Source organism: Nostoc sp. C110 (assembly GCF_043099725.1).
GTDB lineage: Bacteria > Cyanobacteriota > Cyanobacteriia > Cyanobacteriales > Nostocaceae > Nostoc > Nostoc muscorum_A.
This window is the reverse complement of the sequence record NZ_CP171148.1, coordinates 1,621,820-1,636,050: the sequence shown is the minus strand read 5'-3', so window position 1 is coordinate 1,636,050 and position 14,231 is coordinate 1,621,820. Positions and strand designations below refer to the sequence as shown.

13 protein-coding genes are annotated in these 14,231 nt (G+C 42.0%); 6 read left to right on the top strand and 7 right to left on the bottom strand.

Annotated elements, in window-relative coordinates; translation table 11 throughout:
• Window positions 1–105: 105 nt before the first annotated feature.
• Both ACFFRD_RS12675 and ACFFRD_RS12670 read left to right on the top strand, forming a co-directional pair.
• Window positions 106–2,706 (top strand): ATP-binding protein, encoded by a 2,601-nt coding sequence (locus ACFFRD_RS12675; RefSeq protein WP_392481821.1) that lies wholly within the window; start codon window positions 106–108, stop codon window positions 2,704–2,706.
• A 27-nt stretch (window positions 2,707–2,733) separates the two neighbouring features.
• Window positions 2,734–3,732, top strand: coding sequence for an Rpn family recombination-promoting nuclease/putative transposase (locus tag ACFFRD_RS12670; RefSeq protein ID WP_392481820.1), 999 nt, complete (start codon window positions 2,734–2,736; stop codon window positions 3,730–3,732).
• Between the two features lie 168 nt (window positions 3,733–3,900).
• Here ACFFRD_RS12670 and ACFFRD_RS12665 read toward each other — a convergent pair whose 3' ends face one another.
• Window positions 3,901–5,478, bottom strand: coding sequence for an NAD(P)H-quinone oxidoreductase subunit 4 (locus tag ACFFRD_RS12665; RefSeq protein ID WP_392481819.1), 1,578 nt, complete (start codon window positions 5,476–5,478; stop codon window positions 3,901–3,903).
• A gap of 349 nt (window positions 5,479–5,827) precedes the next feature.
• On the opposite strand from ACFFRD_RS12665, the gene ACFFRD_RS12660 reads away from it, so the two are divergent.
• Both ACFFRD_RS12660 and ACFFRD_RS12655 read left to right on the top strand, forming a co-directional pair.
• On the top strand, window positions 5,828–6,085 hold the full coding sequence (locus ACFFRD_RS12660; protein ID WP_392481818.1) for a hypothetical protein: 258 nt from the start codon (window positions 5,828–5,830) through the stop codon (window positions 6,083–6,085).
• Window positions 6,086–6,089: 4 nt separating this feature from the next.
• Window positions 6,090–6,428, top strand: coding sequence for a type II toxin-antitoxin system RelE/ParE family toxin (locus ACFFRD_RS12655; protein WP_392481817.1), 339 nt, complete (start codon window positions 6,090–6,092; stop codon window positions 6,426–6,428).
• On the opposite strand, the gene ACFFRD_RS12650 is transcribed toward ACFFRD_RS12655, so the two are convergent.
• The 6 genes from ACFFRD_RS12650 to ACFFRD_RS12625 all read right to left on the bottom strand — a co-directional run bounded on the left by ACFFRD_RS12650 (window position 6,415) and on the right by ACFFRD_RS12625 (window position 11,352).
• Window positions 6,415–6,699, bottom strand: a complete 285-nt coding sequence (locus tag ACFFRD_RS12650; protein WP_392481816.1) for an addiction module protein — start codon at window positions 6,697–6,699, stop codon at window positions 6,415–6,417. The two genes, ACFFRD_RS12655 and ACFFRD_RS12650, sit on opposite strands and share 14 nt — an antisense overlap.
• A 24-nt stretch (window positions 6,700–6,723) precedes the next feature.
• Window positions 6,724–6,819, bottom strand: a complete 96-nt coding sequence (locus ACFFRD_RS12645) for a hypothetical protein (RefSeq protein WP_392483057.1) — start codon at window positions 6,817–6,819, stop codon at window positions 6,724–6,726.
• Between the two features lie 86 nt (window positions 6,820–6,905).
• Window positions 6,906–7,097, bottom strand: coding sequence for a type II toxin-antitoxin system HicB family antitoxin (locus tag ACFFRD_RS12640; RefSeq protein WP_392481815.1), 192 nt, complete (start codon window positions 7,095–7,097; stop codon window positions 6,906–6,908).
• A gap of 411 nt (window positions 7,098–7,508) precedes the next feature.
• The gene (locus ACFFRD_RS12635) at window positions 7,509–9,611 is read right to left on the bottom strand and encodes an NAD(P)H-quinone oxidoreductase subunit 5 (protein WP_392481814.1); all 2,103 of its coding nucleotides are present in this window, start codon (window positions 9,609–9,611) and stop codon (window positions 7,509–7,511) included.
• Between the two features lie 220 nt (window positions 9,612–9,831).
• Complete coding sequence (locus ACFFRD_RS12630; protein ID WP_392481813.1) at window positions 9,832–10,218, bottom strand: thioredoxin family protein; 387 nt, start codon at window positions 10,216–10,218, stop codon at window positions 9,832–9,834.
• A gap of 411 nt (window positions 10,219–10,629) precedes the next feature.
• Window positions 10,630–11,352: an NnrU family protein gene (locus ACFFRD_RS12625; protein ID WP_392481812.1), complete on the bottom strand. Its 723-nt coding sequence runs from the start codon at window positions 11,350–11,352 to the stop codon at window positions 10,630–10,632.
• A gap of 212 nt (window positions 11,353–11,564) precedes the next feature.
• Here ACFFRD_RS12625 and ACFFRD_RS12620 point away from each other — a divergent pair, with 212 nt between their 5' ends.
• Window positions 11,565–12,578: a LysR family transcriptional regulator gene (locus ACFFRD_RS12620; RefSeq protein ID WP_114084359.1), complete on the top strand. Its 1,014-nt coding sequence runs from the start codon at window positions 11,565–11,567 to the stop codon at window positions 12,576–12,578.
• 253 nt (window positions 12,579–12,831) lie between these two features.
• Window positions 12,832–14,229 carry a protein kinase gene (locus tag ACFFRD_RS12615; protein ID WP_392481811.1) on the top strand — a complete coding sequence of 466 codons (1,398 nt, stop codon included), beginning with the start codon at window positions 12,832–12,834 and terminating at the stop codon, window positions 14,227–14,229.
• Window positions 14,230–14,231 lie beyond the last annotated feature (2 nt).

Here is a 14,231-nt window from a genome sequence, read left to right as displayed (position 1 = left end):
AAGAGAAAAAGGCTTTTCTCAACCTTGACTCCGAAAATATGGCGTAGCTGGAACTTAACTGATTTTTAGCCCGATTTTTTTCTGAATCGTACTTAAGTATCAGATATGTCACCACAGAGCCATTCACGAATTTTAATCAAACACTTTTTAGCCGTTTTTTTACCATTATCGGCCTTTGTTGGAAGTGTTGTAGGGACTATTTATTACCAACAGGTACAGACTGAGAAAATTGTATTAAAAACTAATGAACTTGACAAGGTAGATTTACAAACAAAAGTAATTAGCGCAGACTTTCACTCCGTTGTTTCAGATTTGATTGTCATTTCTAAACAAAACGAGCTACAGAAAATTTTAGAAGGAGCAGATGAAGATAAACAGGCACTATCCAGAGAATTCTTATCATTTTCTCAATATAAAAAACTTTACGACCAAATTCGCTTTTTGGATCAATCAGGTAAAGAAGTTGTCAGAGTCAACTTCAAACAGGGTGAACCAGAGATTGTCCCCGAAGAAAAACTGCAAGTGCAAGCCAAGCGCTACTGGTTTAATGACACTTTGCGACTGAACCAAGGAGAAGTATTTGTCTCTCCCCTTGACCTGAACATTGAACGAGGTCAGGTTGAACAACCCTTGAAGCCAATGATCCGCTTTGGCACTCCCGTTTTTGATCGTCGTGGACAAAAACGAGGCATTGTAGTGTTAAATTATTTCGGTGCTAAACTGCTGGATAATTTTAATCAAGCTTTCGCTAACGTACCTAGTCAGGGAATGCTGCTGAATGCTGATGGTTATTGGTTAAAAGGGGCTAAATCTGAGGACGAATGGGGATTTATGTTTCCCGGTCGCAAAAACCACACTTTTGGCAAAACTTTTCCCCAAGCATGGCAGCAAATTTCTCAAAAAGAATCGGGACAATTCCAAACTGCTGAGGGAATGTTCACTTTTACCACAGTTTATCCACTTCTTGAAGGACAAAAATCTAGTACAGGGGCAGGACAGGCTTTTGTACCAAGCCAAAATCTAATTGATACCAAATCCTATTATTGGAAGATTGTCTCATGGGTATCGCCAGAGATGTTGATGGCCAAATCAAACCGATTTTTGAGTCAATTGCTACTTCTATATACTGGGTTAGCAGGACTCATTGGTATTGGTTCTTGGCTACTAGCAAAAGCTAGTGTCAATCGTCAGATGGCCCAGCTAGAGTTAAAGCAGTCTGAAGCTGAGTTACGAAAGCTAGTTGAACGGGAAAAAATTCTTAAAACTCGTTTATCTAGTCAAATTCGCAACTCGTTGGATCTAAATACGATTTTGAGTACAGTAGTAGTTGAAGTTCGGGAACTGCTACAGATTGATCGATGCCAGTTTTTTTGGTGTCATCAAGAAGATGAATCTACTAGTTTTGAACTCAGTCAACAAGCTTGCGCTCCCGACTTGCTAGAACCTTTAGGCTGTTCTCCTATCCAAAATGTGGAAGCACTGAGTGAGGCTATTCTGCAAGGGAATTTGCTTTGCTTTGATGACATTGCAACAGATCCCTGGCTTGATTTCAAAAATCGGAATTTACTGGTGACATTGGGTTTTAAGTCTCTCCTAACAGTTGCGGTTCAAACTCAGTCGGGTCGCTTGGGTGTGATTGTCTGCGAACATAGTAGGGCGCTGCGTTCTTGGAGTGATGAAGAGGTAGAACTGATTCGAGGTGTAGCTGACCAGTTAGCGATCGCCATTGACCAGGCGCAATTGTATAACCAAAGCCGCGCTGCGACTGCTGCTGCAACTACTCAGACAGAACAACTCAACCAAGTACTGCACAATCTCAAACAGACCCAAGCTCAACTAATTCAAACTGAAAAAATGTCGAGTTTAGGTCAATTAGTGGCTGGGGTAGCTCACGAAATCAATAACCCAGTTAACTTTATCTACGGTAATCTGACCCATGTAAATGAATATACACTAGGCTTGTTGGAACTGGTAGAACTCTATCAAAAGTCCAATGCTAATCCAACACATGAAGTACAAGCTCATATAGAAGCGATCGACCTTGACTTTATGGCTGAGGATCTACCTAAAATCCTAACTTCAATGAAAATGGGAGCTAATCGCATTCGTGAAATAGTTCTATCCTTGCGGAATTTTTCTCGACTTGACGAAGCGGATATGAAGCCTGTCAACATTCATGAAGGTATTGATAGCACACTACTAATTTTACAAAATCGCCTAAAACAAACGTCTGGAAATACCGGAATTGAAATAGTAAAAGAATATGGTGATATCCCTTTAGTAGATTGCTATGCTGGACAACTCAATCAGGTATTTATGAATCTCATCAGTAATGCCATTGATGCCCTAGATAGTTATAACAGTCAGCGAACTCTTGAAGACATAGAAGCTAACCCCAGCCAAATTGTAATTCGTACTCAGTTACGCAACCCAGATCGCATAACTATACAAATCGCAGATAATGGTGCTGGCATGACCGAAGTAGTTAAGCAACGATTATTTGACCCTTTCTTTACTACAAAACCCGCAGGTAAAGGCACAGGATTAGGATTGGCAATTAGCGCTCAGATTGTTGCAGAAAAACACAATGGAGCTATCTGGTGTATTTCAGAACCAGGACAGGGAGCAGAATTTTGGGTTGAGATTCCGATTTCTCAAAGTAGTACACTAGCTACTACAAGTACTGCTACTCTATCCAGAATTTGATGCCACTCTGGACAAATGGAAAATTATATGAATAATTATAGCGATGTCTACGACGGGCTACGCCTACGCGCTGATTTTGATAGCCCTTGGAAAGAAATTATAGAAGCTTATTTTCCCCAAGCAATGGATTTCTTTTTTCCAGAAACTTCTGCATTAATTGATTGGGAACGTCCCTACGAATTTCTAGATAAAGAATTCCAACAAATAGCTCGTGAAGCCGAACAAGGTAAAAGATATGCCGATCAATTAGTCAAAGTTTGGCAAACTCAAGGGGAAGAACTTTGGTTATTAGTCCATGTTGAAATTCAAGCACAAAAAGAAGATAACTTTAGTAAGCGGATGTTTACCTACAACTTTCGCATATTTGACCGCTTTGATCAACCAGCAATTAGCCTTGCAATTCTTTGCGATTCAAACCGCGAATGGCGACCAAGCAATTATAGTTACAATTATCCCAATACTCACTTAATTTTTGAATTTGGCAGTATTAAACTTTTGGATTATGAAAATCGATTTGACGAGTTAGAAAATAGCGATAATCCATTTGCAACTGTTGTCATGGCGCATTTGAAAACACAACAGACACGCTCATCACCAGAACAACGCAAAATATGGAAATTTAGCTTAATTCGTAGGCTCTATGATTTAGGTTTAGAAGAGCAGGATATTCGCAACCTGTATCGATTTATCGATTGGGTTATGATATTACCAAAGGCATTAGAAAATCAGTTTTGGGAAGAGTTTAAACAATTTGAGCAGGAGCGGGCTATGAGATATGTAACGACAGGAGAGCGCATCGGCTACGAGCGCGGAAAACAAGAAGGTAAACAAGAAGGTAAAAAAGAAGGTGAACAACAGCTTATTTTAAGATTACTACAAAGACGAGTGGGAGAATTATCACCAGAATTGCAAGAGCGCATCAAATCTCTTTCTTTAAATCAATTAGAAACCCTTGGCGAAGCTTTGTTAGATTTTACTGGTATGGAAGATTTGCTTAAGTGGTTGCAAACAAATCAATCAGCTTAAAATCTATTTTTATGAAAATTCACTTACCCTATACAGGATTTTTTAAATCAGTTCGATGATTTATTTTTTACTTTGCCCCATAAAAAATTACGAATGAGTAACAAAAAGGGCAAGTATAAAACCTGCCCTCAAAGCAATCAATATTAAAACTAAACTAGCGATCGCAACTTAATTACCAATTTCCGGCGCACTCAAAGAAACCTTTAACGTTTCTTCTTTTTGCTGTGCTAATGTCGGCACGGAATCACGCAATCTTGCTGTCAATTGTACAGTTGTCGCGTCATACATCTGAGTCAGCAATTTTGGATAGAAACCAATACCAATAATTGGAATTAACAAACAGGCAATGATAAATACTTCACGAGGTTCGGCATCTATCAAAGCTTGGTGAGAAACTAATTCCTTGTTCTCTTCTCCGTAGAAAATTTCTCGCAACATCGACAACAGATAAATCGGAGTTAAAATCACTCCAACTGCCATCAAGAACACCACGATAACTTTGAAGGTAGAGCTATAAGCATCGCTAGTAGCAAAGCCAACAAATACCATTAATTCTGCCACGAAACCGCTCATCCCTGGCAATGCCAAAGAAGCCATTGAACAGGTGGTGAACATAGCGAAAATTTTCGGCATTCTCTTAGCGACACCGCCCATTTCATCCAACATCAGGGTGTGGGTGCGATCGTAAGTTGCGCCGACAAGGAAGAACAAACTCGCCCCGATTAACCCGTGGGAAACCATTTGCAATACTGCCCCACTCAATCCCAAATCGGTGAAGGAGGCAATACCAATCATCACAAAGCCCATGTGAGAAATTGAGGAGTAGGCAATTTTTCGCTTCAGGTTTCGCTGGGCAAAGGATGTCAAGGCAGCGTAGATGATATTAACTACCCCCAAAACTACCAACACTGGCGCAAAATAAGCGTGGGCATCGGGGAGCATTTGGGCATTCATCCGAATTAAGGCGTAACCGCCCATTTTCAGGAGAATACCTGCTAATAACATGTGTACGGGGGCTGTAGCTTCACCGTGGGCATCAGGTAGCCAGGTGTGCAAGGGAATAATCGGCAACTTGACGGCGTAAGCAATCAGGAAGCCAGCATAGAGGGCAAGTTGGAAATTCAGGGCGAAATCTTTTAAGGCGATCGCTCTCATGTCGAACGTCACCGTATCGCCGTAAAATCCCATTGTCAGGGCAGACAGCAAAATAAACAGCGAACCGCCCGCGGTGTATAAAATGAATTTGGTCGCTGCATATTGCCGCCTTTTACCTCCCCAAATCGACAGCAGGAAGTATATCGGTACTAGTTCCAGTTCCCACACCAGGAAAAATAACAGCATATCCTGGACGGCGAACACGGCAATCTGACCGCCATACATCGCCAAAATCAAGAAGTAAAATAGCTTGGGCTTGAAGGTGACAGGCCAAGCTGCTAAAATCGCCAGCGTGGTAATGAATCCAGTCAAAATAATTAGGGGCATGGATAAGCCATCTGCCCCTACTGACCAATTCAAACCCATTTGTGGTACCCAGGGGTAACTTTCCACCAACTGCAAATCTGGATTGGAGAAATCATACCCAGTATAAAAAGCATAAACAATTAGTGCAAAATCTATCAGCCCCACGATAAGGGAGTACCAGCGCACTGTTTTGCCTTCTTTATCAGGAATGACGGGAAGAAGTAGCGACGCGGCTATCGGAAACAGAATAATCGTCGTCAGCCACGGAAAATTAGCTATATTCATCACAATTCGTCTGCTATCAAAATCATGTTTGGCAAAAAGTCACTAGTTATTAAGTAACAGCTTTTTGGGGATTTCGTCTTCCTCGTTAGGTTGATTTAATTAAATTGGCAATCCCTCATTTCTTCTGTTGGGAGTCTCTTTTGACCTTTGGGCGTGCGGAATGTAGGTTGTGATACTCCCGATCAGGTCAACAATTTACCCTAAAAAAGTTGGTAAACTAGAATTTTAGCGGTGCGATGTCTACGACAAGCCGCTCCACATCTACGCGTAGCCTACCGCATCTCTAAAAATACAAGATGCTGTTTAGTGTTGATTCGGTACAAAAAAGCATCACAGGAGAAATAACACTATGATAATCGCACAAATTGAAAGTCAGATTCGTTATGTCACCAACGTAAATGGAGAAACAACTGATGTACTCGTCCCTGTAGAACTTTGGCAACAGCTCATAAGTTCCATAAATTCTGATAACGTCAGTGGTTTAGCTTGGATTGATGAACAAGAGCCCAAAGCACAAATATTAGCCGATTTGCAAGAGTCTGTACGACAAGCAGCACTAGGACAAACCTTCTCAGTTTCAGAGCTTTGGGACGATATCGAAGCCTAGATTTATGGCAGAAGTTCGCTTTACACCTCCCTTCAAACGCCGTCTCAAAACTCTGACTAAACGCTATCGGCAAATTCAAATTGACATTCAACCCATTATTGATCAGCTACAGGCTGGGAATTTTATCGGCGATCAAATTTCTGGGATAGACTTGACTGTTTTTAAAGTCAGAGCAAAAAACAGTGATATCCCGACGGGTAAAAGTGGTGGATATCAGGTGATTTATCAGGTGATTTATCAGGTTGTCTCACCTGAATGCGTCTTACTTCTACTCATTTATGCAAAATCGGATCAGGCAGATGTGAGTTTAGAGGAGATTGAAGATGCAATTAAAAAGACATAGCAATACGATGTAAAAGAAAACTTGAATATTTAACAAAATTTAGGGGGTTTAAATCCCCTACTACGTTGAAACACTTCTTCAGCCGGAATACCGTAATTTGATTGGTGTTCATATCTTCATCACGCTTCTGGGCTTCTTCAGCCCAACTAGCCGCAATTTCTTGATCTATTCCACTTTCTTGACCCAATCTTTCCAGTAATCTTGCTAATAAAATCACTTGAGAATCTTTTGGAAGTGCAAGAACTTCGGCTTCAAGCTGTTCAAGGGTCATAGTGAGTACCTTTTATTCTAAGCATTAGCCTGCTTCATCGTTAAGCATCTTAATAATATGTTTTGCAAGTTGCTCCTTAATTTCCCTATGTCTGGGAACAGCTTGAGAAGTTTTTGTGATTGGATTCTGATACCAATCATGTTTACCACCATGACAAACGAAGATACAACCTATTTATTCAAGCTTACTGATTAAGTCTCTTCGTTTCATGAGACTTCAAGTTCTGCAACTCTACGAATATTTGGGATAGTTCCACTTGTTAATTCACTGTAAATATCGAGTAGATTTTCTCTTAGCTCCTCTTCGGTTTCACCCTGAGTCCAATAGTCAGGATATTCTTCGAGATAACCTAACCACATATCATCATCTTGCCAGTAAATATATTTCTTCTTTATCATTCGCCTATTCGCTGCCTTTTTCTGAACTAAAGAAATTTAACTTACTGATGCTTAGATCCTCGATTCAATTGAACATGACGGTAAATGAGCGTGGGGAGCTTCCAAATAATCCTGATAAATTTTTTTACCAATCAAAAACCTTTCATTCGGGTAAGCATATTTCAAAAATCAAATATGAGTCTTATAGCAATACTTTAATATTTAATTGCTGACTATCAGCCAAAAAAAAGGAGTCTAAATTAGGCTCCTAAAAAACTTGGGGTAAAGGGGCGGTTAGAAACCGCGTCTACACAGGCAAAACCCACCTCCGTGGGTTTCAAAAATTCAATTTTTCCTTAGTCCGCGTAGGCGGACTTTGTTTGTGTAGCCGCGAATTCTATTCGCCTTGGCTCTAATTTGACACTACACAAATCAGGTAACACCAAAGACAATCACTAAACCCAAAACCGCCCCAAACACAATCAAGGCATAGAATTGAGCGCGACCGTTTTCTAGGTACTTCAGACCTTCACCGCTAACAAGGGTGAAAAAGCCTGTGAGGTTAACAGCACCATCTACAACGCGGAAGTCAACTTCCATAACTTGTCTAGCTACGCGACGCAAGCCGAGGACAAAAACCCGATGGTAAATGTCATCAAAGTACCACTTGTTGAGGGATAACTCGTAAAGTGGTTGGATTTTAGCAGCGATCGCAGCCGGGTCAATTTTACGGCGCAAATACATCAGCGAAGCCAGGGTAATCGCAATCAAAGAAATTCCGACTGAGGCACCCGCCATGATGTAGAATTCCGTCGGATTGAACTCGGAAGCCTTTTCTATAACTTCGGAGAGAGTTTCACTAGGAGGAAAGATAAACTCTTCAAAATAATTGGCGTAGGGAGTTCCCACCAAACCAATCAAAATCGAAGGCACAGCCAACAGTGCCAACGGCAGCGTCATTGTCCACGGCGATTCATGGGGGGAGTCGCTGTGATGCCCGTGGGAGTCATGGGAATCATGATGCTGACTAGTGGCAGCCAATTCTCCTTTCTTCATCGCCCCAGGCCCAAAATTCGGGACTGGTTCTTCTGACTCTAATTCCAGGACAATTGTCGCCGCAGCTTTCTTGAGTTTTTCCTTGATTTTCTCGTCATTACCCCGGAATTTGCCTTCAAATGTCATGAAATACATTCTAAACATATAGAAAGCTGTAATCCCGGCAGTTAGCCAGCCAATCATCCAAAGAAATGGGTTAGCCTCAAAAGCCTTCCCTAGAATTTCATCTTTTGACCAGAAACCAGCAAAGGGTGGAATACCAGAAATTGCCAAGCAACCAATCAAAAAGGTAATTGAGGTGACGGGCATATATTTCCGCAGTCCACCCATCAGCCGCATATCTTGCGCTAAGGCGGGGTCGTGTCCAACGACACCTTCCATACCGTGAATTACAGAACCTGAGCCCAAGAACAGCATCGCCTTGAAATAGGCGTGGGTCATTAGGTGGAATAATCCAGCACTGTAGGAACCTATTCCCATTGCCATCACCATGTAACCAAGTTGGGAAATGGTGGAGTAAGCCAAGCCTTTTTTGATGTCGTTTTGGGTAATGGCAATGGTTGCCCCCAAAAACGCCGTAAACGCCCCAGTAAAGGCAATGACATTCATTGCGGCTGGAACGTCTTCAAATACTGGGTACATCCGGGCAATCAGGAAAACACCAGCCGCCACCATTGTTGCGGCGTGAATCAAGGCAGAAATGGGGGTGGGGCCTTCCATCGCATCTGGTAGCCAGACGTGGAGAGGAAATTGGGCTGATTTTGCAACTGGGCCTAAGAAAACTAAAATCGCAAACAGGACAGCGAGAAAATTGCTGATAGAACCTGATTCGACAAGTTGGGCGAGGCGATCGCCCATGATATTAAAATCAAAGCTTCCTGTTGCCCAGAACAGCCCCAAAATGCCGAGTAATAGACCAAAGTCGCCCACGCGGTTGGTTACAAACGCTTTTTGAGCGGCATCTGCTGCTGACTTGCGATCGTACCAAAAACCGACCAGCAAGTAGGAACACATCCCGACCAGTTCCCAGAATATATAAATCTGTACTAGGTTGGGGCTGATCACCAGACCTAACATTGAAGAGCCAAACAAACTGAGATAGGCGTAAAACCTCACGTAACCGGGATCGTGAGCCATGTAGCCATCGGTGTAAACCATGACTAAGCAGGCTACCGTTGTGACAATCACCAGCATTAGGGCTGTCAGGTGGTCAATAGTGTAGCCCATGCTCAGGTGAAAATTACCTGCTGCCGCCCACTCAAAGGTGCGTAAATAAGGCGCGTGTCCTTGAATTTGACTCCAGAGCAAGGCAAACGACAGCCCCATAGCTGCTGCCATCATGGAGATAATCACCACAGCATTAAGCTGGCGGAGGCGGTTTGTCACCTGATTCAACGAGATTAACCCTAGACCGACCAGCATTGCCCCAAGAAGAGGGAACACCGGAATCAGCCAGGCATACTGATAGATTACTTCCATCACTGACGCCTACTTTTAGAATTCTTGATTTAGCGTGTCGAAACTGTTAATAATTGTGACACACACCCTTTAGGATAAAATAACCCACCCAAGACTGATTGGGTGGGGTGTTAAGCATGGTTTTAGATTTGGTCATAAGTCATAAGTCATAAGTCATTGGTCATTTGTCATTTGTTCAATGCCCCATGCCCTATTCTCCATGCCCCATTCCCAATATTCATCAAGCTGACCGACACTCTAAGTCCACTGTTTTTGGACTCTTGTAGATTTTTGCGTAATTGCTGTAGCTGGCTTTAATGTCTTCTAAAGCTAGACGTAAATCTTCTCTGCCGCGAAAGCCTTCCAAGCGATGGCGAACAGTGCCATTTTGAATCAATAGTAAAGTTGGCAGTGACTTTAGCTTATAAGTAGTGGACAATTTAAAATTTTGATCGGCGTTAACCCCAACTAATTTAATTTCGTCCCCACATTGGGCTTGAAATTGTAACAACAGTGGGTGGATAACCCGACATAAGCCACACCAAGGTGCTTCAAAGTTAACTAAAACAGGAATAGGTGATTCTAAAACTTCTTGAGTAAATGTCCGTTCACTAACCGACAACACCATGACGCCTCTTGGATTATAAGGTTTTTATATCAAACTACCTATCAGTACTGAAGTGAAGGATTGGTAAGTCAGTAACTGCCGATAGATGCTTTCAGGAACCAAATCTCAGGACACAGAATAATTGGGCAAAAATTCAGTGTGTTGATGTCTCTGACGTAAAAAGCCACTGCGACTCTCACCGTGGCTTTTTCGGATTTAGACTCCTGATTGCTTTTTCCGCCTGGGATTTAACTGAATCTGCTACTGACTCCCCAGCAAAGACAACGGGTCTTCAACTACCAATATAAAATCTTAAGCTGACTAAACGCACCCCCACTGATAGATGTTTGAATTTATCCTACATTGATTCGGGGCAATTGATAAGCGGAAATTCCAATCTATTTGGGATTTTCTCCTGACACTGGGGATCGCTTAAATTTCCCATTTTATTCTACCAGTTGCTTCCATCAACAGAGGGTGCGACCACCAAAGCAAAGCGATAAAAATGGCAACTCCCAAATAGGAAGGGCGAAGAAATTCCCGCCATAAGATAGATTGACGACCGTCAATAATTGCCTTAAAGGGAATAATTGAAGTCCGTTGTTTGGCAATTTCAAAGGCTTCCCCATAGCGATCGCTCAAACGGCGATCCCCGTGCCAAACCCCAAACAAGTGATGCAACACCAATCCAATGGAAGTCACCAGGGTAAAGGTAGTACCCAGCCAGAGAGTATGGGCAACACACCAGATTATTTGTCCCACCATCTGGGGATGACGGGTAATTCGAATAATCCCTGTTTCGTAGAGATGAACTTGGGGCTTTTGAATGGCAGCAATTTCTAGTAGATTGAAGGTAGCAGGATATAAAAACAAAAACGAGATTGCTGACAGCAGCCAAACAAATTCTCGTACTCCAGGCACTCCTTGTACCTGCCAAAGTTGCAAACCATCATAGCGGTGCCCAAAAAAGTAAATAATTAATATCACAGCCAACGGCAGGCTGACTAATGCAAAAAAAATGCGATAAAGCCTTGGGCCAATATATTTTTCGGCCCTTGGACGCAAAGCAGCGCCTCCACTGTGAGCGATCGCAAAAACTATTTGTAACCCCAGTATGACAAAATGACTGGGTGTCAACCAAGAAATCAGCAGCATATAGACGGGTGAAGTAATTTAAAGAAAATTGAATTCAGTACAACCAATACCACAAAGTATTCCAAAGGAGACTTTAGTCAAGATGTTGTGCTACTGTCCTTTTCGAGTCAAGTCTTCAAGTTTAATATGCAACAAATCATACGCGGCTGATTGCTGCCAAAGTTTATTTGTTGTGTGCATCCGCTCCTTTCAATGTTTGTGGGTTGAGCCTTATGTCTGACCTTCCTTTCACTTTAGATCAGTTACGGATTTTAAAAGCGATCGCACAAGAAGGAAGCTTCAAGCGTGCCGCCGATAGTCTTTATGTCTCCCAGCCTGCCGTCAGCTTACAAGTCCAAAATCTTGAACGGCAGCTAGATGTTCCTTTATTCGACCGTGGAGGACGACGTGCCCAATTAACTGAAGCAGGACATCTACTCCTAAATTACGGTGAAAAAATCCTCAGTCTGTGTCAAGAAACCTGCCGCGCCATTGAGGATTTACAAAATCTCCAAGGCGGTACGTTAATTGTCGGTGCTTCTCAAACCACCGGCACTTATCTTTTGCCTAGAATGATCGGCATGTTCCGACAAAAATATCCAGATGTGGCAGTGCAATTACACGTCCACTCTACCCGGCGGACTGCTTGGAGTGTCGCTAATGGACAAGTTGATCTGGCAATAATCGGCGGTGAAATTCCTGGTGAACTATCAGAATCTTTGGAAGTTCTTTCTTACGCAGAAGATGAACTAGCGCTGATTTTACCTGTCTTTCACCCCTTTGCTAAACTTGAAACAATCCAAAAAGAAGACCTATATAAATTACAATTCATTGCCTTAGATTCCCAATCGACCATTCGCAAAGTGATTGACCAAGTGCTAGGACGCTGTGAAATTGATACCAGACGTTTTAAGGTTGAAATGGAACTAAATTCCATTGAAGCAATTAAGAATGCCGTGCAATCTGGTTTAGGGGCTGCTTTTGTTTCAACAAGTGCGATCGCTAAAGAGTTACAAATGGGTGTTCTGCACCGTACCCCTATTGAAGGGGTAGTCGTCAAACGGACGCTATGGTTGATTTTTAATCCCAATCGCTATAGATCCAAGGCCGCAGAAGCCTTTAGTCAAGAAATTTTGCCCCAGTTTGCTAACCCTGGATGGAGTCAAGATGTGTTAAAATTTACACAAAAAAACATCGTGGTAACTACATTGGATATAGCAATACCCGCCTCCTCTGGCGAAGACTAAAATCTGGTAACACAATTTTGGATTTTAAATTTAAGATTTTGGATTGACCCCATAGAAAAAGTGGAGCTTGAGATCATGAAATTATTTGATTCATCTCCACGAATTAATTCAAGGGTATAAAGCCAATATTTTAGATTTTGGATGGGAAATTTTTCCTTAACTCCAAAATCTAAAATCTAAAATCTAAAATTAGTTAAGGTTATTAGTCCTTTGTTTTTTGTAAATTACCAATGACTAATGACTAATCACGAAAATGGAAGTTTACTGTACTCGTCCACGTTGTCCACGCCCACAAAATTATTTTGCTGATTTAGATGATATTACAACCCTGAAAACAACGCAGCAAAAATACTGTACTACGTGTGGTATGCCACTGCTGTTAGATGGTCGATATGTACCCACGAAGTTGCTGGGAAGGGGTGGATTTGGAGCAGCATTTTTGGCACGCGATCGCCGCATCCCAGGAATGCGTCAATGCGTGGTTAAGCAGTTTCAACCAGTGGGTAATTTAACCTCAACTCAACTGCAACAAGCACAGATAATGTTTGAGAGAGAGGCAGACGTTCTAGCACAACTTGGTAACGATCACGAACAAATTCCTGACCTGTTTGCCTTCTTCCCAGTGATAGTTAATAGTTCGCAATCAGGACAGGAAGACCAATTTTTTTACTTGGTACAAGAATATATTGATGGGCAAAATTTAGAAGAAGAATTAGTTCAACAGAACAAATTTTCTGAACACCAAGTCTTAGAGGTGCTGCAAGAAATCCTGAAGGTGCTAAAGTTTGTCCACGAGCGAGGCATTATCCACAGAGATATTAAACCTTCTAACATCATGCGCCGTCGTGATGGGAAACTTTTCCTCTTAGATTTTGGCGCAGTTAAGCAAGTAACAAATGTTGCACTAGGAGCTGCTTCTTCCACAGGAATTTATTCTATGGGATTTGCACCACCTGAACAGATGGCTGGGGGGCAAGTATTCCCATGTACAGACTTATACGCTTTAGCTGTAACTATTATTACCTTATTAACAAATCAAGAAGCAATTCAACTATTTGATGCCTATAGCAACCAGTGGAAATGGCACGAGCAAGTAAATGTCAATCCTCGCCTTGCTGACATTTTAGATAAGATGCTGTTACCTGCTGCTAATCAGCGCTTTCAATCGGCGCAGGAAGTTCTAGATGCGCTTTATTCACAGCCTCTAGCCCCTACACAACTTAATTCGCCTTCTGTAACACTTCCACCACAATCACCTAAAAGTTCTAATCCCGTCGTCTCCCAGCCTTCACCAACTCAACCAGCGTTTTCTACAGTGGAATTGTTGGGTGGAGCGGCATTTAGTGGATTTGAGGGGGCATTGATAGCGATCTCCCTCTTCAGTCTAGTACAATCACCAATAGTTACTTTAAGCGTTGCATGTGTAATTTTGGGGATACTGGTATTTGCCCAAACCAGACGCTGGATTGAAAAGTTCGATTTATTAATTATTCCGACAATTACTTTTGCGATTATTTTTTTTATTCCCTTTTTACAAGGGGGTCTTGGCATTCAGGCAGTGGTCATTTTATCAGTTGCAGCAGCATTGGTAGCCATTTCACTGACAGCCATATTTCGGCTTATTTACAAATTATTATCTCTCATCCTTTAAAA

Excerpts from the sequence above, each read along its gene's own strand:
- ACFFRD_RS12640 (WP_392481815.1), bottom strand. The coding sequence starts at position 7,097 with ATGATAAAGAAGAAATATATTTACTGGCAAGATGATGATATGTGGTTA.
- ACFFRD_RS12670 (WP_392481820.1), top strand. The coding sequence starts at position 2,734 with ATGAATAATTATAGCGATGTCTACGACGGGCTACGCCTACGCGCTGAT.
- ACFFRD_RS12615 (WP_392481811.1), top strand. The coding sequence starts at position 12,832 with ATGGAAGTTTACTGTACTCGTCCACGTTGTCCACGCCCACAAAATTAT.
- ACFFRD_RS12620 (WP_114084359.1), top strand. The coding sequence starts at position 11,565 with ATGTCTGACCTTCCTTTCACTTTAGATCAGTTACGGATTTTAAAAGCG.
- ACFFRD_RS12665 (WP_392481819.1), bottom strand. The coding sequence starts at position 5,478 with ATGAATATAGCTAATTTTCCGTGGCTGACGACGATTATTCTGTTTCCG.
- ACFFRD_RS12660 (WP_392481818.1), top strand. The coding sequence starts at position 5,828 with ATGATAATCGCACAAATTGAAAGTCAGATTCGTTATGTCACCAACGTA.
- ACFFRD_RS12625 (WP_392481812.1), bottom strand. The coding sequence starts at position 11,352 with ATGCTGCTGATTTCTTGGTTGACACCCAGTCATTTTGTCATACTGGGG.
- ACFFRD_RS12655 (WP_392481817.1), top strand. The coding sequence starts at position 6,090 with ATGGCAGAAGTTCGCTTTACACCTCCCTTCAAACGCCGTCTCAAAACT.
- ACFFRD_RS12635 (WP_392481814.1), bottom strand. The coding sequence starts at position 9,611 with ATGGAAGTAATCTATCAGTATGCCTGGCTGATTCCGGTGTTCCCTCTT.
- ACFFRD_RS12675 (WP_392481821.1), top strand. The coding sequence starts at position 106 with ATGTCACCACAGAGCCATTCACGAATTTTAATCAAACACTTTTTAGCC.
- ACFFRD_RS12630 (WP_392481813.1), bottom strand. The coding sequence starts at position 10,218 with ATGGTGTTGTCGGTTAGTGAACGGACATTTACTCAAGAAGTTTTAGAA.
- ACFFRD_RS12650 (WP_392481816.1), bottom strand. The coding sequence starts at position 6,699 with ATGACCCTTGAACAGCTTGAAGCCGAAGTTCTTGCACTTCCAAAAGAT.